This is a genomic window from Pseudomonas sp. Root329, assembly GCF_001424925.1.
GTDB lineage: Bacteria > Pseudomonadota > Gammaproteobacteria > Pseudomonadales > Pseudomonadaceae > Aquipseudomonas > Aquipseudomonas arabinosi.
The window spans coordinates 20,164-38,831 of record NZ_LMCV01000008.1; the positions used below are offsets into that span (position 1 = coordinate 20,164).

The window sequence follows — 18,668 nt, forward strand, 5'->3', positions numbered from 1 at the left end:
GCCCGCTCCCACATTTGATCTCGGTCGAACACAAAATCCGTGTCCGCTGAAGATCAAATGTGGGAGCGGGCTTGCTCGCGAAGGGGCCCGTAGGAGCGCCTTAGATCCGGAAGCTGCCAACCAACTGCTTCAACCGCGCCGCCTGCTGCTCAAGGTCTGAACACGCGCGTAAGGTCGCCTGCAAGTTCTCCACGCCTTCCTGATTCAGCGTGTTGATCTCGGTAATGTCGACGTTGATCGACTCCACCACAGCCGTTTGCTCTTCCGTCGCAGTGGCCACCGACTGGTTCATCCCGTCGATCTCACCGATACGCTGAGTCACGCTGCCCAGGCGTTCGCCAGCCTGGTTGGCAATACCGACGCTGCTTTCGCTCTGGCGCTGGCTGTCGGTCATGGTGATCACGGCTTCCCGGGCGCCGACTTGCAGTTCCTCGATCATCTTTTGCACTTGCTGCGCCGAATCCTGAGTACGGTGCGCGAGGTTACGCACCTCGTCTGCCACCACGGCAAAACCACGACCGGCTTCACCGGCACGGGCCGCTTCGATGGCGGCGTTGAGTGCCAGCAGGTTGGTCTGCTGGGAGATGCTGGTGATCACTTCCAGAATCTGCCCGATGTTCACGGTGTTGCTGTTGAGCGTTTCGATGTTGCCGCACGAATCGCTGATCTTCGCCGAGAGCTGCTGCATCGCCGCGATGGTTTTATCCACGACTTGCTGGCCGTCTTCGGCCAATGCGCGAGCATCGCTCGAATGTTGAGAGGCGAGGGCGGCGTTCTGGGCGATTTCCTGTGCGGCGGCGCCCAGCTCGTTGATGGCGGCGGCGACGCTGCTGGTGCGCGAGGCTTGCTGGTCGGAGTTGAACATCGACGAGTTCGACGCGGCAACCACACGCAAGGCGACTTCGTTGACCTGGCCGGTGGCCGAGGACACTTCGCGAATCGAGGTGTGAATACGCTCCACAAAACGGTTGAACGAGGTGCCCAGCGCACCGAATTCGTCCTGGCCGTGGATGGTCAGGCGTTTGGTCAGGTCACCTTCGCCTTCGGCGATGTCATGCATGGCGCGGCCCATGGTCAGCAGCGGCTGCATCAGGAAGCTGATCAACATGCCCAGAAACGCGATGATGATCACCACGGCAATGACCATGGCGATGATCGCCGAAGTGCGAAATTCGCTGAGCATCGAGAACGCGGTGTCCTGATCCAGCACCAGCGCCACGTACCAGTCTGCCGAGGGCACACCGTTGACGTGGGTAAAGGAGATGAATTGAGCCTTGCCGTCGATCTCGACTTCTTTCATGCCCGGGCTGACTTTCGGCGCGCCGTTCGGGTAGGCGTCGGTCAGGCTCTTGAGCACCAGCTTGCTGTCCGGGTGGATCAGGATCTTGCCGTCGGCGCTGACGATAAACGCATGGCCGTGGCCGCCGAAGTTCAGCGAGTTGATGATCGCGCTGACGCTGGACAAGTCGATGTCTGCGCCGGCGACGCCGATCATTTGATTCTGATGTTTCACCGGGGTGGCAACGGTGATCACCAGTTTACCCGACGACGCGGCGATGTACGGTTCGGTGACGATGGTCTGTTGCGCACCGTTGGCCGCCTTGTACCAGCCACGGGCGCGGGGGTCGTAATCCGCGGCACGATTGCCGGCCGGAACCGAGAACATCACGCCATCGGTGCCACCGAAGTAGCTCAACTGAAAATTGCTGGTGTAGGCGGGCAGGTCGATGGCGCGCTTGAGGTTGGCCTGGGCGCTGCCGTCCACCGCGATCTGCTGGGACAGCGATTGCAGCAACTGAATGCGGCTGTCCAGCCAGGTCTGAATGTTGCTGGTGGTCAGGCTGCCGAGTTCCTGCATCGAGGATTCGGTACTGCTGCGCAGGGTTTGCCGCTGGCGGTAGTCGTTGAAGAGGATGAAACAAGCGAATGCAACGGCCACCACGAGGGCGGCAGCCAACAAGATCTTGTGGCTGAACTTCATGTTTCTGGTCATTAAATGAGCTACCGCGGAGAGGCTGGTCAACAAAGGGGCGTCAATTTGCCACAGTCGTGGGCATTGCGCTGCTTTTATGTCGACTGACCGGCGTCAAAGATTAGGCGGATTTTTGTGAAAACCGACGAAATACTCAATAGCGAAAGAAAGATGCTGATTTTCGAAACAAGGCAGACGAGCGGCCTGATAAATAGCCGGCCGGCCAGGGAACCAGACAGGGGTTTTCTCTTCTAAGCTTCAGCTTGGCAGCCATGCCATTCCCCTTCGCCCCAGGAGCTACACCATGTCGCTGCGTTCTATCGCCCTGCTTTCGTTCTGCGTGTTGTTGGCCGCTTGCAGCAAGATCAATCAGGAAAACTACTCGAAGCTGTCGTCAGGCATGCCCAAGGCCGAGGTAGAAACCTTGCTGGGCAAACCCGCTGATTGCTCGGGCGCGCTCGGCATGTCCAGTTGCACTTGGGGCGACAAGAACAGCTTTATCAGCGTGCAGTACGCCGGTGACAAAGTGCTGATGTTTTCCGGCCAAGGCCTGAAGTAATCCGGGGCTATGCGCCCACGGGAGAAAAACAATGAAACGGTTACTGATAGTCCTTTTAGCCGGCCTGGTATTGGCCGGCTGCGCCACTTCCGGCGTAGATCCGTTGGCACCGAAAACCGTCAACAGCGTCAATCTCAAGAAGTACCAAGGGACCTGGTATGAGTTGGCTCGTCTGCCGATGTATTTCCAGCGCAACTGCGCGCAATCCGAAGCCCATTACACGCTCAAGCCTGACGGCAAGGTGTCGGTGCTCAATCGCTGCCTGACGGCAGACTGGCAATGGGAAGAGGCCAAAGGCGTGGCCTGGCCACAGGAGCCGGGCAAAACCGACAAGCTGTGGGTCGAGTTCGATACCTGGTTTTCGCGGCTGATACCGGGTACGGCGAAGGGAGAGTACTGGGTGTTGTACGTCAGCGATGACTACAAGACCGCCATTGTTGGCGACCCGAGCCGCAAGTATCTCTGGCTGCTGTCACGGACCCCGACGGTCAATGGTGTAGTGCGTGAGGAACTGCTGAGCAAGGCACGTCAGCAGGGCTACGACACCACGCGACTGATCTGGCGCGCGACCGATACGCAGATGGCCAAGACCTCGAACTGACGGTGCGGCTGAAAAAAAGATCGCAGCCTTCGGCAGCTCCTACAGGGATCGAGTGATTCTGTAGGAGCTGCCGGAGGCTGCGATCTTTTGCTTTTAACCGAGCAAGTCGCGCAGGACTTGGGTGAACGCCCGATTGCTCTCTTCTTCGCCCGCATGACGCCCGTCGCGCACAACCCACTGGCCATTGACCAGCACATCCCGCACCTGGCGATCACCGCCGGCAAACAACCAACGATTGAGAATCCCGTCGCCGCTGGCTGTCGCCAGGTACGGATCGTTGCCATCCAGCACCAGCCAATCCGCACGTTTGCCAACTTTCAGCGCACCAATCGACTGACCCAGCGCTTGAGCCCCGCCATCCAGCGCCGCGTCGTACAGCGTGCGGCCAACCATCGGCTGATCCGCGCCATACAAACGATTACGCCGTTGGTCGCGCAGACGCTGGCCGTATTCCAGCCAACGCAATTCTTCCACCACGCTCAAAGACACATGGCTGTCGGAACCGATGCCCATGCGCCCGCCCTGAGCGAGGAACTCCACCGCCGGGAAGATACCGTCGCCGAGGTTGGCTTCGGTCGTCAGGCACAGGCCGGCGATGGCGCGACTCTTGGCCATCAGCGTGACTTCTTCCGGGTTGGCGTGGGTCGCGTGAACCAGGCACCAGCGCTGATCGACCTCGGTGTTTTCGTACAACCATTGCAGCGGACGGCGGCCGCTCCAGCTCAGGCAGTCATCGACTTCCTTCTGCTGTTCAGCAATGTGAATGTGCACCGGGCACTGCTGGTCGCTGGCGGCCAGCACTTCGCTGATTTGTTGTGGTGTTACCGCGCGCAACGAGTGGAAACACAAACCCAGCGACTGCGCCGGTTGCTGCGCCAGGATCGGCTGCAAGCGCGATTGAAGCTTGAGGTAGTTTTCGGTGCTGTTGATAAAGCGGCGCTGGCCTTCGTTCGGGGCCTGGCCGCCGAAACCGGAATGACTGTAGAGCACCGGCAGCAGCGTCAGGCCGATACCGGCGGAGCTGGCGGCCTGGCTGATGCGTAGCGCCAGTTCGGCCGGGTCCGCGTAAGGCTGGCCGTTGGTGTCGTGGTGTACGTAATGAAATTCCGCGACCGAGGTGTAACCGGCCTTGAGCATTTCGATGTACAGCTGACGGGCGATGACGCCGAGTTGATCCGGGCTGATTTTTCCGACGAGGCGATACATCAAATCGCGCCAGGTCCAGAAACTGTCATTCGGATTCCCCGCCACTTCCGCCAGCCCGGCCATGGCCCGCTGGAAGGCGTGGGAGTGTAAATTCGGCATACCCGGCAGCAGCGGACCGCTTAGCCGTTCGGCGCCATCTGCGTTGGAATCGGCCTGGATATGGGTCAACACGCCATCGGCGCTGACCTCAAGACGTACATTGTTGGCCCATCCACTAGGCAGCAGCGCGCGTTCGGCAAAGAAGGCGGACATGGTTCAGCACCCCATCGTGTGTTATTTGTATATACATATACAGACGTTTGCCTGCTCGGTAAACTCCGGCAAGCTAGCAACCTTTACTAAACGAACAAGGATTAACCGTGCCAACTCCGTCTGCCACATTGCCGCCGAATGCCAATCTGAGCGCCAATCTGGGCGACAGTCCGGCGCCCTTGTACGCCCGCGTCAAACAGATGATCACCCAGCAAATCGACAGTGGAAACTGGCCGCCGCACTACCGCGTTCCGTCGGAAAGCGAGCTGGTCAACCAACTGGGTTTCAGCCGCATGACCATCAACCGCGCCCTGCGCGAGATGACCGCCGACGGTCTGCTGGTGCGCATGCAGGGTGTCGGCACGTTCGTCGCCGAGCCGAAAAGTCAGTCCGCGCTGTTTGAAGTGCACAACATCGCCGACGAAATCGCCTCCCGTGGCCATCGCCATACGTGCAAAGTCATCACCCTCGAAGAAGAGGCCGCCGGTTCCGAGCGGGCACTGGCACTGGACATGCGCGAAGGCCAGAAAGTCTTTCACTCGCTGATCGTGCATTTCGAAAACGATATCCCGGTGCAAATCGAAGACCGTTTCGTCAACGCACTGGTGGCGCCGGACTACCTCAAGCAGGACTTCACCCTGCAAACGCCATACGCCTATCTGAACCAGGTCGCGCCGCTGACTGAAGGCGAGCATGTGGTCGAGGCGATTCTGGCCGAGGCCAGCGAGTGCAAATTGCTACAGATTGAAAAGGGCGAGCCGTGCCTGCTGATTCGTCGCCGCACCTGGTCCGGCCGTCAGCCAGTGACTGCCGCCCGTTTGATCCATCCCGGTTCCCGTCATCGTCTGGAAGGGCGGTTCCATAAATAGAGAGCCATAAATGAGTGAGATGAAGGTTCTACGCGCAATAGATTACCCACGCATGCCATGGAAAAACGGCGGCGGCAGCACTGAAGAAATCACCCGTGATGGAGGTGCCGGCCTTGAGGGCTTCGGCTGGCGTCTGTCGATTGCCGATATCGGCGAGTCGGGCGGTTTCTCGACATTCGCCGGCTATGAGCGAGTGATCACTGTGTTGCAAGGCGAGGGCATGACCTTGCGGGTTGATGGCCAGGACACGCAGCCATTGTTACCGCTGGACCCATTTGCTTTCGGCGGCGAGAGCCAGGTCTCCTGCACATTGCTCGGTGGGCCGATCCGCGACTTCAACCTGATTTATGCGCCGCAGCGTTATAGCGCACGATTGCAGTGGCTGGACGGCGAGCAGCGGTTTTTCAGCTCGGCAGGCACCGTGCTCGTGTTCAGTGTCACCGACGAGCTTGAAGTGAAGGTTGGTAACAGCGCCTCACAACTCGGTCGCCATGATTGCCTGCAACTCGACGGTAACGCCGGCCTGCTGGAAGTCTCCCTTGGCGGCCAGTGCTGTGTGATTGAACTGACCGCACGCTGATTCAAAATCCCCAAAAGATCGCAGCCTCCGGCAGCTCCTACATTGATCGTGTACACCACAAATTTTGCGGATGGACATCGAACTGTAGGAGCTGCCGGAGGCTGCGATCTTTTTGCTTTTCAATGTTCCCGAATGCGCACCAACTTGTTACCGAACGCCCCAGCGTGGCGCAAAACCCCGCTCAAGTAACAGCTGTAACCCTCCTCGCAAAATCCCCCCGAAAAATTTCATCTTTGCCAGAACCCTTGATCCAGGCGCCTTCCAGCCCTTTTAAAACTTTTCTTGAACGCTCATCCAGCAAGTTGGCCGCTTGATTGCATATGCTTGTATGTACAAGTAAAGACGTATGCGTATGAGTCGATCGAGACTCCTCGCAACGCCCACTGATTCAGGTTTGGATTGATCGCTGAGGAGTCTCTTTCGTGACTGACAATAAAATGACCAAGTTTCGTGACGTTGAAATCCGCGCTGCCCGCGGTAACACGCTGACCGCCAAGAGCTGGCTGACTGAAGCGCCGCTGCGCATGCTGATGAACAACCTCGACCCGGAAGTCGCCGAGAACCCTAAAGAACTGGTGGTTTACGGTGGTATCGGTCGTGCGGCGCGTAACTGGGAATGCTACGACAAGATCGTCGAAAGCCTGACCAACCTGAACGACGACGAGACCCTGCTGGTGCAATCCGGCAAGCCGGTCGGCGTGTTCAAAACCCACAGCAATGCCCCGCGCGTACTGATCGCCAACTCCAACCTGGTGCCACACTGGGCGAGCTGGGAACATTTCAACGAACTGGACGCCAAAGGCCTGGCCATGTACGGCCAGATGACTGCCGGCAGCTGGATCTACATCGGCAGCCAGGGCATCGTTCAAGGCACCTACGAAACTTTCGTCGAAGCCGGTCGCCAACACTACAACGATGACCTGAAAGGTCGTTGGGTCCTGACCGCAGGCCTCGGCGGCATGGGCGGCGCTCAACCTCTGGCCGCGACCCTGGCCGGCGCTTGCTCGCTGAACATCGAATGCCAGCAGGTCAGCATCGATTTCCGCCTGAACAGCCGTTACGTCGATGAGCAAGCCACCGACCTCGACGACGCTCTGGCACGCATCGCCAAATACACCAAAGAAGGCAAAGCGATTTCCATCGCCCTGCTCGGCAACGCAGCTGAAATCCTGCCGGAACTGGTCAAGCGCGGCGTGCGCCCGGACATGGTCACCGACCAGACCAGCGCCCACGACCCGTTGAACGGTTACCTGCCAGCCGGCTGGACCTGGGAAGAGTACCGCGCTCGCGCCAAGACCGAGCCAGCCGCTGTCGTCAAAGCCGCCAAGCAATCGATGGCCGTGCACGTTAAAGCGATGTTGGACTTCCAGAAAATGGGCATTCCGACCTTTGACTACGGCAACAACATCCGTCAGATGGCCCAAGAAGAAGGCGTCGAGAACGCATTCGACTTCCCAGGCTTCGTACCCGCTTACATCCGTCCGCTGTTCTGCCGCGGTATCGGTCCGTTCCGTTGGGCTGCACTGTCGGGCAATGCCGAAGACATCTACAAAACCGACGCCAAAGTAAAAGAACTGATCCCGGACGACGCCCACCTGCACAACTGGCTGGACATGGCGCGCGAGCGCATCAGCTTCCAGGGTCTGCCGGCACGTATCTGCTGGGTTGGCCTGGGCCTGCGCGCCAAGCTCGGTCTGGCGTTCAACGAAATGGTTCGCAGCGGTGAATTGTCCGCGCCAATCGTGATCGGTCGCGACCACCTGGACTCCGGTTCGGTCGCCAGCCCGAACCGCGAAACCGAATCCATGCAAGACGGTTCCGATGCCGTATCCGACTGGCCACTGCTCAACGCTCTGCTCAACACCGCGAGCGGCGCGACCTGGGTTTCCCTGCACCACGGCGGCGGCGTCGGCATGGGCTTCTCCCAGCACTCGGGCATGGTGATTGTCTGCGACGGTACAGACGAAGCGGCCGAGCGTATTGCTCGCGTCCTGCACAACGACCCGGCGACTGGCGTTATGCGTCACGCCGATGCGGGTTACCAGATCGCGATCGACTGCGCCAAGGAACAGGGGCTGAACCTGCCGATGATTACCGGCAAGTAATGCTTGCCCTGTAGGAGCTGCCGAAGGCTGCGATTTTTTGATCTTGATCCTTTAAAGGCAAAAGATCGCAGCCTCGTTTCACTCGACAGCTCCTACAGGGATCACCAACACCGAATAACAATCCACAGAGGTTGAATCATGGCTGTTAACAGCGATCGTGCAGGCAGTAAACCGTTGATCGAGAAACGTTCGATCGACTACATCCCGGAAGCGGAAAGACACGGTCGTCTATTGAGTCAGTTCACCCTGTGGATGGGTGCCAACCTGCAAATCACCGCGATTGTCACCGGGGCCCTGGCCGTGGTGCTGGGCGGTGACGTGTTCTGGTCGTTGATCGGTCTGTTGATCGGTCAACTGCTTGGCGGTGGCGTAATGGCGCTGCATGCGGCGCAAGGGCCCAAGCTTGGCCTGCCGCAGATGATCTCCAGCCGGGTACAGTTCGGCGTGTATGGCGCGGCCATCCCGATCGTGCTGGTCTGTCTGATGTACCTCGGTTTCACCGCAACGGGCACCGTGCTTTCCGGCCAGGCGCTGGGCCAGTTGTTTGGTGTCAGCGACAGCGTCGGCATCCTCCTTTTCGCCAGTGTCATCGTGCTGGTCACGGTGCTCGGTTATCGGGTGATCCATTGGATCGGCCGTGTTGCGAGTGTCATTGGCGTGATTGCCTTTGTTTATCTGTTCAGCCGTCTGATGAGCCAAGTTGATGTTGGCGCACTGTTGCAAATCCGCCACTTCAGCTGGAGCAGCTTCTTGCTCGCGGTATCGCTCGCGGCGTCCTGGCAGATCGCCTTCGGTCCTTACGTGGCTGACTATTCACGCTACCTGCCGAGCAAGACGTCTTCGGTGAAAACCTTTTTCGCCGCTGGCGCGGGTTCGGTGATTGGCGCACAAGTGGCGATGATCCTCGGCGTGTTTGCCGCCGCTTCGGCCAACGGCCAATTCGCCGGCCATGAAGTGGCCTACATCGTTGGTTTGGGCGGTACCGGTGCCACCGCTGCGTTGCTGTATTTCAGCATCGCGTTTGGCAAGGTCACCATCTCCACCCTGAACTCCTACGGCAGCTTCATGTGCATTGCGACCGTCATCAGCGGTTTCCGTGGAGATCTGAAAGTAACGCGCTTGCAGCGTCTGGTCTTCGTGCTGGTCATCGTCGGTGCTGCGACCCTGATGGCGTTGCTCGGTCAGCACTCGTTCCTCGGTGCGTTCAAGTCCTTCATCCTGTTCCTGCTGGCGTTCTTTACGCCATGGAGCGCGATCAACCTGGTGGACTACTACTGCATCACCCGCGAGCGCTATGACGTGCCGGCGCTGGCCGATCCGAATGGTCGCTACGGCCGTTGGAACGTCCTCGGTATCAGCGTTTATGTCTTCGGTGTGCTGGTGCAATTGCCGTTCATCTCCACCAAGTTCTATACCGGTCCGCTGGTGGCGGCCCTGGGTGATGTGGATATTTCCTGGATCATCGGTCTGGCGCTTCCCGCAGCCCTGTACTACGTGTGCGCGAAAAAATGGCACAGCGCAGTACCCGATCACCTGATTCTGCCGGTCGAGCAGGACAGCAATGCAGCACCTATAACAAGCGGGGCTGGTCGCGCTGCGGCGCAGGCCTGATTGGACGTGGACAGGGCTGGATGCCTCTTGACTGCCGTAAGCCAACTCATGATTAGGAGCGTCACTACAATGAAATCGAACAAGACCCTGCTGACCACATTGCTTTCCATGGGCCTGCTGGCCAGCGCCGGCGCCACTCAGGCGGCGGGTTGGTGCGAGTCGGGCAAACCGGTGAAATTTGCCGGCCTGAACTGGGAAAGCGCCATGCTGCTGACCGACGTGCTGCAAGTCGTGTTGGAGAAAGGCTACGACTGCAAGACCGACAGCCTGCCGGGCAACTCCATCACCATGGAAAACGCCCTGAGCAGCAACGATATTCAAATCTTCGCCGAAGAGTGGGTTGGCCGTAGCGAAGTCTGGAACAAGGCCGAGAAGGCCGGCAAGGTCGTCGGTGTCGGCGCCCCGGTCGTGGGTGCTGTCGAAGGTTGGTACGTGCCGCGTTACGTGATCGAAGGCGACGCCAAGCGCAAGCTGGAAGCCAAGGCACCGGACCTGAAAAACATTGCTGACCTGGGCAAGTATTCCGCTGTGTTCAAAGACGCCGAAGAGCCATCCAAGGGTCGTTTCTACAACTGCCCGGCCGGCTGGACCTGTGAGCTCGACAACAGCGAAATGCTGAAAAGCTACGGCCTGGAAAGCACCTACACCAACTTCCGTCCGGGCACCGGTCCGGCACTGGATGCCGCGGTGCTGTCGAGCTACAAGCGTGGCGAGCCGATCCTGTTCTACTACTGGTCGCCAACCCCGCTGATGGGCCAGGTGGACCTGGTCAAACTCGACGAGAAACCAGGCGTGAACAAGCAAGTGACCATCAAGGTCGGCCTGTCCAAGACTTTCCACGAGCAAGCCCCGGAACTGGTGGCGGTGCTGGAGAAGGTCAACCTGCCAATCGACCTGCTCAACCAGAACCTCGGACGCATGGCCAAAGAGCGGATCGAGTCACCAAAACTGGCGAAAATCTTCCTCAAGGAACATCCTGAAGTCTGGCACGCATGGGTGAGCGAAGACGCAGCCAAAAAGATCGACGCGGCCTTGTAGGTTGAGCCTCTCCGACTGCCCTGAGCGGCAGTCGGGTGCTTGATCGCAACCCCTTGATTGAGAGTCTCTTATGTTTCCCGAAAGCTTTACCTTTTCCATCGCCGACTGGGTCAACAGTTGGGTCGATTCGCTGGTTACCAACTACGGCGATGTGTTCCGGCAGATCTCTGACACGCTGCTGTGGGCCATCGTCAACCTTGAAGGCCTGCTGCGTGCGGCACCCTGGTGGCTGATGCTCGCCATCGTCGCGGGCATTGCCTGGCACGCGACCCGCAAGGTCGTGACCACGGCCGTGATTGTCGGCTTGTTATTCCTAGTGGGTGCGGTCGGCCTCTGGGACAAGCTGATGCAAACCCTGGCGCTGATGATGGTGGCGACGATCATTTCGGTGCTGATCGGCATTCCGCTGGGCATTCTTTCGGCGCGCAGCAACCGCCTGCGTTCGATCTTGATGCCGTTGCTGGACATCATGCAGACCATGCCGAGTTTCGTGTACCTGATCCCGGTGCTGATGCTGTTCGGCCTGGGCAAAGTCCCGGCGATTTTCGCCACCGTGATCTACGCCGCACCACCGCTGATCCGTCTGACTGATCTGGGTATTCGCCAGGTCGACGGCGAAGTGATGGAAGCGATCAACGCCTTCGGTGCCAACCGTTGGCAGCAACTGTTTGGCGTGCAACTTCCGCTGGCCCTGCCGAGCATCATGGCCGGGATTAACCAGACCACCATGATGGCCCTGTCGATGGTAGTGATTGCCTCGATGATCGGTGCCCGTGGTTTGGGCGAAGACGTGTTGGTGGGGATTCAGACCCTCAACGTCGGACGTGGTCTTGAGGCGGGTCTGGCGATCGTGATTCTGGCAGTGGTTATCGACCGTATTACTCAGGCGTATGGTCGGGCACGGCATGAGGTGAGCAAATGAACAACGAAGCCATCAGCAAGATCGAAGTCAAAAACGTCTTCAAGATTTTCGGCAACCGTTCCAAGGATGCGCTGGCCATGATCGGCCAGGGCAAAACCAAGGATCAGGTGCTGTCCGAAACCGGCTGCGTGGTCGGCGTGAACGACTTGTCCCTGAGCATCGGCACCGGCGAGATCTTCGTGATCATGGGCCTGTCGGGCTCCGGCAAGTCGACCCTGGTGCGCCACTTCAACCGCCTGATCGACCCGACCAGCGGCGCGATCCTGGTGGACGGCGTGGACATCCTGCAATACGACATGGAAGCCCTGCGCGAATTTCGCCGGCACAAGATCAGCATGGTGTTCCAGAGCTTCGGCCTGCTGCCGCACAAGACCGTGGTGGATAACGTCGCCTACGGCCTGAAAGTGCGTGGCGAGACCAAGCAAATGTGCTCCGAGCGCGCGCTGCACTGGATCAACACCGTGGGCCTCAAGGGCTACGAAAACAAATACCCGCATCAGCTTTCGGGCGGCATGCGTCAGCGTGTGGGTCTGGCCCGTGCCTTGGCGGCAGACACCGACATCATCCTGATGGACGAAGCCTTCAGTGCCCTCGACCCGCTGATTCGTGCGGAGATGCAGGACCAGTTGCTGGAACTGCAAAAGACCCTGCACAAGACCATCGTCTTCATCACCCACGACCTCGACGAGGCCGTGCGCATCGGCAACCGCATTGCGATTCTCAAGGATGGCCGCCTGATTCAGGTGGGTACGCCAAGAGAGATCCTGCATTCGCCGGCGGATGAGTATGTCGATCGGTTCGTTCAGCGTCGGGCTGCGGTGGTTTAAGAGGTTTGCGGTGTCTGTGCCGGCCCCTTCGCGAGCAAGCCCGCTCCCACAGGGGTACGCATTCCAAATGTGGGAGCGGCGGTGCGACGATTCGACTTGCTCGCGAAGGCGGCGGTGAAGCTGCATCAATATTCAAGTTGTACGCACGAGGTTGAAGATGTCCCAGGCTGAAAAAATCGTTATCGCCGACGCCCCGTTGCGTTGGCAGGATGTGGTCGCCGTAGCCCGCCATGGCGCACAACTTGAGCTGTCACCACAGGTCTGGGCGCGGATCGAGAATGCCCAGGCGATCGTCCAGCGCATCGTCGTCAGCGGCGAGCGCGCCTATGGCGTCAACACCGGCCTCGGCGCGCTGTGCAATGTCTCACTCAAAGACGAGCAACTCAGCCAACTGTCGCGCAACACCCTGCTCAGTCACGCCTGTGGCGTTGGCGCGCCACTGGCCGACGAACAGACCCGCGCAATCATCTGCGCCGCTATTCGCAACTACAGCCATGGCAAATCCGGTATTCACCGCCGGGTGGTCGAAGCGCTGTTGGCGCTGCTCAATCGCGGTATCACCCCGCAAGTGCCGTCCCAGGGTTCGGTCGGTTACCTGACCCACATGGCCCACATCAGCATTGCGCTGCTGGGTGTCGGCAATGTCAGCTATCGCGGGCAGATCGTTTCCGCGCAGCAAGCCCTGGCCGAAGAAGGTCTGCAACCGGTTCAACTGGGCGCCAAAGATGGCCTGTGCCTGGTCAACGGCACGCCGTGCATGTCCGGCCTCAGCTGCCTGGCAATCGCCGACGCGACGCGTTTGGTGCAATGGGCTGATGTGATTGGTGCCATGAGCTTCGAAGCCCAGCGCGGTCAGATTGCCGCGTTCGATGCCGAGATCATCGCGCTCAAGCCTCACCCGGGCATGCAGCAAGTCGGCATCAACCTGCGTGCGTTGCTCGATGGCAGTGAAGTGATCGCCAGCAGCAAAGGCATTCGCACTCAGGATGCGCTGAGCATTCGCTCGATCCCGCAAGTCCACGGCGCCGCTCGCGATCAGCTTGAACACGCGAAAAAGCAGATTGAAACCGAACTCAACTCGGTCACCGACAACCCGATGCTGCTGGGTACGCCGGACGACTTCCGGGTGGTGTCCCAGGCCAACCCGCACGGTCAATCCGTGGCCTTGGCGGCGGACTTGCTGGCCATCGCCATGGCGGAAATCGGCTCCATCGCCGAGCGTCGTCTGGACCGCCTGATCAACCCGCATGTCAGCGGTTTGCCGGCATTCCTGGTGGCCAATCCGGGGGTGAACTCCGGGATGATGATCGTCCAGTACGTCGCCGCGTCCCTGTGTGCGGAAAACCGTCAGTTGGCGCAACCGGCGGTACTCGACAACTACGTCACCTCGGGCCTGCAGGAAGATCACCTGAGCCTGGGCACCAACGCCGCGCTGAAGCTGCATCGTGCCCTGGAAAACTGCACGCAGATCCTCGCCATCGAGTACTTGCTGGCGTCTCAGGCATTTGAGTTCTTGAAAGAGCAACGCTTCGGCGCGGGTACTGATGCCGCCTGGCGTCTGCTGCGCGAGCGAGTTCCGGCCTACGACCAGGACCGCTGGCTGGCACCGGACATCGCCAGTGCCGCCGCCGTTTTGAAAGACCCGATTTTGCTGCACAAAGTGTTACCGAACCTGAACTGATTTCCACCACACCAGCGTGCCAAGGCGCGGCTCCCCAGAAGGCGAGACGCGACGGACAACGGACATCTCCGGAGCGTCTGGTGAGTTAACAAAAACTCTCAAAAGGAGCATAGAAATGACTGCGTTAAACCTGATTCCCGGCCAACTGAGCCTTGCCCAACTGCGTGATGTTTATCAGCAGCCGGTCAAAATCACCCTCGATGAAAGCGCTGCCGCCCAGATTGAAGCCAGCGTTGCCTGCGTGGAACAGATCCTCGCCGAGAACCGCACCGCATATGGCATCAACACCGGTTTCGGCCTGCTGGCGTCGACCCGTATCGCCAGCGAAGACCTGGAAAACCTGCAGCGCTCGCTGGTGCTGTCCCACGCCGCCGGTGTCGGCGAGCCGATCAGCGACGCGCTGGTTCGACTGGTCATGGTGCTCAAGGTCAACAGCCTGAGCCGTGGTTTCTCCGGCATTCGTCGTAAGGTCATCGATGCGCTGATCGCCCTGATCAACGCCGAGGTTTACCCGCACATTCCATTGAAAGGTTCGGTCGGTGCATCCGGTGACCTGGCGCCTTTGGCCCACATGTCGCTGGTGCTGCTGGGCGAAGGCAAGGCTCGCTACAAAGGCGAGTGGATGGAAGCTACCGAAGCACTGAAAGTTGCCGGCCTGACGCCGCTGACCCTGGCGGCCAAAGAAGGTCTGGCGCTGCTCAACGGTACTCAGGTGTCCACCGCTTACGCGCTGCGTGGTCTGTTCGAAGGTGAGGATCTGTTCGCTGGCGCTGTGGCGCTGGGCGCACTGACCGTTGAAGCCGTGCTGGGCTCGCGCTCGCCGTTCGACGCACGTATCCACGCCGCTCGTGGCCAGAAAGGCCAGATCGATGCCGCTGCCGCTTACCGCGATCTGCTGGGCGAGCGCAGCGAAGTGTCCGACTCGCACCAGAACTGCGAAAAGGTCCAGGACCCGTACTCCCTGCGCTGCCAGCCGCAAGTCATGGGCGCCTGTCTGACCCAGTTCCGTCAGGCCGCCGAAGTGCTCGCCATCGAAGCCAACGCCGTTTCGGACAACCCGCTGGTATTCGCCGCTGAAGGCGACGTGATCTCCGGCGGTAACTTCCACGCCGAACCGGTCGCCATGGCTGCCGACAACATGGCGCTGGCCATCGCGGAAATCGGTTCCCTGAGCGAGCGTCGTATCTCGCTGATGATGGACAAGCACATGTCGCAACTGCCGCCGTTCCTGGTGGCCAATGGCGGCGTGAACTCCGGCTTCATGATCGCCCAGGTGACCGCTGCGGCACTGGCCAGCGAGAACAAGGCGTTGTCCCATCCGCACTCGGTGGACAGCCTGCCGACTTCGGCGAACCAGGAAGACCACGTTTCCATGGCGCCGGCTGCCGGCAAGCGCCTGTGGGAAATGGCCGAAAACACTCGCGGCGTTCTCGCGGTGGAATGGTTGGCTGCGGTCCAGGGTCTGGATCTGCGCGATGGTCTGAAGACTTCTTCGAAGCTGGAAGAGGCCCGCGGGATTCTGCGTGCGCAAGTGCCTTTCTATGAGAAGGATCGCTTCTTTGCGCCGGACATCAACGCGGCGAGCGAGTTGTTGGCGTCCCGTTGCCTGAACGCGCTGGTACCGGCGAAGTTGCTGCCTAGCCTGTAATGGCCTCTTCGCGAGCAAGCTCGCTCCCACATTGGATTGCGCTGAACCTGTGGGAGCGACGGTGCGACGATTCGACTTGCTCGCGATTCGATTCTGATCGTTCCCACGCTCTGCGTGGGAACGATCATTTCCGCCAATAAAAATAATAGGGACGAGCAATGCAGCAGTCAGAAAAAGGTTTGAAACGCGGGCTCTCTGCCCGACATATTCGCTTCATGGCGCTGGGGTCGGCGATCGGCACCGGGCTGTTTTACGGTTCTGCCTCAGCCATTCAAATGGCCGGGCCCGCGGTCCTGCTCGCTTACCTGATCGGTGGCGCGGCGGTGTTCATGGTCATGCGCGCCCTCGGTGAGATGGCGGTACACAACCCGGTGGCCGGCTCTTTCGGCCACTACGCCAGCACTTATCTTGGGCCGATGGCGGGCTTCATCCTCGGTTGGACCTACGCGTTTGAAATGGTCATCGTCGGCATGGCCGACGTCACCGCATTCGGTATTTACATGGGCTTCTGGTTTCCGGAAGTCGCCCGCTGGATCTGGGTACTGGGCATCGTTTCGGTGGTCGGCGGCTTGAACCTGTGCAACGTCAAAGTCTTCGGCGAAATGGAGTTCTGGCTGTCGCTGCTCAAGGTCGCAGCCATCGTCGCGATGATCCTCGGTGGCTTCGGCATCATGCTGTTCGGTATCAGCACCGCGCCCGGCGCCCAGGCGACCGACATCAGCAATCTCTGGAGCCATGGCGGCTTTATGCCCAATGGCGTGGGCGGCCTGATCGCTTCGTTTGCGGTGGTGATGTTTGCGTTCGGCGGCATTGAAATCATCGGCGTGACCGCCGGTGAAGCCAAAGACCCGCAGCGCGTACTGCCCAGGGCGATCAATGCCGTACCGTTGCGTATCCTGCTGTTCTACGTGCTGACGATGTTCGTACTGATGTCGATCTTTCCATGGCAGCAGATCGGCAGCCAAGGCAGTCCATTCGTGCAGATTTTCGACAACCTGGGGATCAGCTCGGCGGCAACCATTCTCAATATCGTGGTGATCTCGGCGGCAGTGTCGGCGATCAACAGTGACATCTTCGGCGCTGGCCGCATGATGTACGGTCTGGCCCAGCAAGGGCATGCGCCCAAGGGCTTCGCCCGCTTGTCGCGCAATGGCGTGCCATGGATGACCGTGGTGGTAATGAGTGCCGCGCTGCTGCTGGGCGTGCTGCTGAACTACCTGATTCCGGAAAACGTGTTCCTGTTGATCGCCTCCATCGCGACCTTCGCCACTGTATGGGTCTGGTTGATGATTCTGTTCACTCAAGTGGCGATGCGTCGCTCCATGAGTGCCGAGCAAGTCGCCCAACTGAAATTCCCGGTGCCGTTCTGGCCCTATGCGCCGATGGCGGCGATTGCCTTCATGCTGTTCATCTTTGGCGTGCTGGGCTATTTCCCGGATACCCAGGCGGCTCTGATCGTCGGCGTGGTCTGGATTGTATTGCTGGTGCTGGCCTACCTGACGTGGGTGAAACCGGCGGCAGGCAAGGCAGTACCGGTTGAGCGGGAACCCTCTTTTTCTCATCGATAACCTAACGGAGGCCACGGATGAAAACTCTCTGGCAACACTGCCACGTCGCAACCATGGCGCAAGGCGCCTACTCGATCATCGAGGATGCGGCCATCGTGACGTCAGGAGCGCACATTGAGTGGATCGGCCCACGCGCTGAACTGCCGTCGGGCGAGTACCCGGCAGTCAATGATCTTAAAGGGGCCTGGGTGACGCCGGGCCTGATCGACTGCCACACCCACACGGTGTTCGGCGGTAACCGCAGCGGTGAATTCGAACAGCGTCTGCAAGGCGTCAGCTACGCAGAAATCGCAGCGGCCGGTGGTGGCATCGCCAGCACCGTGCGCGCCACTCGCGCGGCCACTGAAGACGAGCTGTTCGCCAGCGCCGCCAAGCGTCTGAAGAGCCTGATGCGCGACGGCGTGACCACGGTCGAAATGAAATCCGGCTACGGCCTGGACCTGGCCAGCGAACGCAAGATCCTGCGGGTCATCCGCCGTCTCGGCGCTGAATTGCCGGTCAGCGTGCGCAGCACCTGCCTGGCCGCTCACGCCTTGCCGCCGGAATACGCGGATCGTGCCGACGACTACATCGATCACATCTGCGCCGAGATGCTCCCGGCCCTGGCCGCCGAAGGGCTGGTGGATGCGGTGGATGCGTTCTGCGAATACCTGGCGTTTTCGCCGGCGCAGGTCGAGCGGGTGTTCATCACCGCTCAACAACTCGGTTTGCCGGTGAAGCTGCACGCCGAACAGTTGTCGTCGTTGCATGGTTCGAGTCTGGCGGCGCGTTACCACGCACTGTCGGCCGATCACCTGGAATTCATGACCGAAGACGACGCCATCGCCATGGCGGAATCTGGCACCGTCGCGGTGTTGCTGCCCGGCGCCTTCTACTTCCTGCGGGAAACCCAGTTGCCGCCGATGGAGGCTTTGCGCAAACACGGCGTGAAAATCGCCATCGCCAGCGACCTCAACCCAGGCACCTCACCGGCGCTGTCGTTGCGTTTGATGCTGAACATGGCGTGCACCTGTTTCCGCATGACCCCGGAAGAAGCCTTGGCGGGTGCAACGATTCATGCCGCCACGGCGCTGGGCATGGCTGAAACCCATGGTTCGCTGGAAGTCGGCAAGTGTGCAGATTTCGTCGCCTGGCAAATCGATCGTCCGGCTGATCTGTCGTACTGGCTGGGCGGTGACCTGGAAAAACGCGTCGTGCGTCACGGCGTTGAAGTGAGCATTTAGGAGAAC

15 protein-coding genes are annotated in these 18,668 nt (G+C 60.0%); 13 read left to right on the plus strand and 2 right to left on the minus strand.

The features are described 5' to 3' along the window. Positions 1-100 precede the first annotated feature (100 nt). Positions 101-1,993 carry a methyl-accepting chemotaxis protein gene (locus tag ASC74_RS09515; RefSeq protein ID WP_156400809.1) on the minus strand — a complete coding sequence of 631 codons (1,893 nt, stop codon included), beginning with the start codon at positions 1,991-1,993 and terminating at the stop codon, positions 101-103. A 283-nt stretch (positions 1,994-2,276) separates the two neighbouring features. Between ASC74_RS09515 and ASC74_RS09520 the strand changes: the two genes are divergently transcribed. Then, positions 2,277-2,531, plus strand: coding sequence for a lipoprotein (locus tag ASC74_RS09520; protein WP_033055306.1), 255 nt, complete (start codon positions 2,277-2,279; stop codon positions 2,529-2,531). Positions 2,532-2,562: 31 nt separating this feature from the next. After that, positions 2,563-3,132 carry a lipocalin family protein gene (locus tag ASC74_RS09525; protein WP_056741106.1) on the plus strand — a complete coding sequence of 190 codons (570 nt, stop codon included), beginning with the start codon at positions 2,563-2,565 and terminating at the stop codon, positions 3,130-3,132. A gap of 93 nt (positions 3,133-3,225) precedes the next feature. Here ASC74_RS09525 and ASC74_RS09530 read toward each other — a convergent pair whose 3' ends face one another. Next, a complete protein-coding gene (locus ASC74_RS09530) occupies positions 3,226-4,590 on the minus strand; it encodes a formimidoylglutamate deiminase (RefSeq protein ID WP_056741108.1) in 1,365 nt (454 codons plus the stop codon). Positions 4,591-4,790: 200 nt separating this feature from the next. Here ASC74_RS09530 and hutC point away from each other — a divergent pair, with 200 nt between their 5' ends. The 11 genes from hutC (at position 4,791) to hutI (ending at position 18,662) form a co-directional block, all read left to right on the plus strand. Continuing rightward, entirely contained in the window at positions 4,791-5,459 is a 669-nt protein-coding gene (gene hutC, locus ASC74_RS09535) for a histidine utilization repressor (RefSeq protein WP_236713266.1), read from the plus strand. 10 nt (positions 5,460-5,469) lie between these two features. Next, positions 5,470-6,039 carry a HutD/Ves family protein gene (locus ASC74_RS09540; RefSeq protein WP_056741110.1) on the plus strand — a complete coding sequence of 190 codons (570 nt, stop codon included), beginning with the start codon at positions 5,470-5,472 and terminating at the stop codon, positions 6,037-6,039. A 437-nt stretch (positions 6,040-6,476) separates the two neighbouring features. Beyond that, a complete protein-coding gene (gene hutU, locus ASC74_RS09545; protein ID WP_162247439.1) occupies positions 6,477-8,144 on the plus strand; it encodes a urocanate hydratase in 1,668 nt (555 codons plus the stop codon). 138 nt (positions 8,145-8,282) lie between these two features. After that, entirely contained in the window at positions 8,283-9,755 is a 1,473-nt protein-coding gene (locus ASC74_RS09550) for a purine-cytosine permease family protein (protein ID WP_056741115.1), read from the plus strand. Between the two features lie 69 nt (positions 9,756-9,824). Beyond that, positions 9,825-10,793, plus strand: coding sequence for an ABC transporter substrate-binding protein (locus ASC74_RS09555; protein WP_046045583.1), 969 nt, complete (start codon positions 9,825-9,827; stop codon positions 10,791-10,793). A 70-nt stretch (positions 10,794-10,863) separates the two neighbouring features. Beyond that, positions 10,864-11,715 (plus strand): ABC transporter permease, encoded by an 852-nt coding sequence (locus ASC74_RS09560; RefSeq protein WP_056741117.1) that lies wholly within the window; start codon positions 10,864-10,866, stop codon positions 11,713-11,715. Next, entirely contained in the window at positions 11,712-12,542 is an 831-nt protein-coding gene (locus ASC74_RS09565; RefSeq protein ID WP_008149478.1) for a quaternary amine ABC transporter ATP-binding protein, read from the plus strand. Before ASC74_RS09560 ends, ASC74_RS09565 begins: the two co-directional genes overlap by 4 nt. A gap of 157 nt (positions 12,543-12,699) precedes the next feature. After that, positions 12,700-14,223 (plus strand): histidine ammonia-lyase, encoded by a 1,524-nt coding sequence (hutH, locus tag ASC74_RS09570; RefSeq protein WP_056741119.1) that lies wholly within the window; start codon positions 12,700-12,702, stop codon positions 14,221-14,223. A 115-nt stretch (positions 14,224-14,338) separates the two neighbouring features. Then, entirely contained in the window at positions 14,339-15,871 is a 1,533-nt protein-coding gene (gene hutH / locus ASC74_RS09575) for a histidine ammonia-lyase (protein WP_056741122.1), read from the plus strand. Positions 15,872-16,029: 158 nt separating this feature from the next. Continuing rightward, complete coding sequence (locus ASC74_RS09580; protein ID WP_046045587.1) at positions 16,030-17,439, plus strand: amino acid permease; 1,410 nt, start codon at positions 16,030-16,032, stop codon at positions 17,437-17,439. 17 nt (positions 17,440-17,456) lie between these two features. Further along, positions 17,457-18,662 (plus strand): imidazolonepropionase, encoded by a 1,206-nt coding sequence (hutI, locus tag ASC74_RS09585; RefSeq protein ID WP_056741124.1) that lies wholly within the window; start codon positions 17,457-17,459, stop codon positions 18,660-18,662. Positions 18,663-18,668 lie beyond the last annotated feature (6 nt).

Excerpts from the sequence above, each read along its gene's own strand:
- ASC74_RS09550 (WP_056741115.1), top strand. The coding sequence starts at position 8,283 with ATGGCTGTTAACAGCGATCGTGCAGGCAGTAAACCGTTGATCGAGAAA.
- ASC74_RS09525 (WP_056741106.1), top strand. The coding sequence starts at position 2,563 with ATGAAACGGTTACTGATAGTCCTTTTAGCCGGCCTGGTATTGGCCGGC.
- hutI (WP_056741124.1), top strand. The coding sequence starts at position 17,457 with ATGAAAACTCTCTGGCAACACTGCCACGTCGCAACCATGGCGCAAGGC.
- hutU (WP_162247439.1), top strand. The coding sequence starts at position 6,477 with ATGACCAAGTTTCGTGACGTTGAAATCCGCGCTGCCCGCGGTAACACG.
- ASC74_RS09530 (WP_056741108.1), bottom strand. The coding sequence starts at position 4,590 with ATGTCCGCCTTCTTTGCCGAACGCGCGCTGCTGCCTAGTGGATGGGCC.
- hutH (WP_056741122.1), top strand. The coding sequence starts at position 14,339 with ATGACTGCGTTAAACCTGATTCCCGGCCAACTGAGCCTTGCCCAACTG.
- ASC74_RS09540 (WP_056741110.1), top strand. The coding sequence starts at position 5,470 with ATGAGTGAGATGAAGGTTCTACGCGCAATAGATTACCCACGCATGCCA.
- hutH (WP_056741119.1), top strand. The coding sequence starts at position 12,700 with ATGTCCCAGGCTGAAAAAATCGTTATCGCCGACGCCCCGTTGCGTTGG.
- ASC74_RS09555 (WP_046045583.1), top strand. The coding sequence starts at position 9,825 with ATGAAATCGAACAAGACCCTGCTGACCACATTGCTTTCCATGGGCCTG.
- ASC74_RS09565 (WP_008149478.1), top strand. The coding sequence starts at position 11,712 with ATGAACAACGAAGCCATCAGCAAGATCGAAGTCAAAAACGTCTTCAAG.
- hutC (WP_236713266.1), top strand. The coding sequence starts at position 4,791 with ATGATCACCCAGCAAATCGACAGTGGAAACTGGCCGCCGCACTACCGC.
- ASC74_RS09515 (WP_156400809.1), bottom strand. The coding sequence starts at position 1,993 with ATGACCAGAAACATGAAGTTCAGCCACAAGATCTTGTTGGCTGCCGCC.
- ASC74_RS09520 (WP_033055306.1), top strand. The coding sequence starts at position 2,277 with ATGTCGCTGCGTTCTATCGCCCTGCTTTCGTTCTGCGTGTTGTTGGCC.
- ASC74_RS09580 (WP_046045587.1), top strand. The coding sequence starts at position 16,030 with ATGCAGCAGTCAGAAAAAGGTTTGAAACGCGGGCTCTCTGCCCGACAT.
- ASC74_RS09560 (WP_056741117.1), top strand. The coding sequence starts at position 10,864 with ATGTTTCCCGAAAGCTTTACCTTTTCCATCGCCGACTGGGTCAACAGT.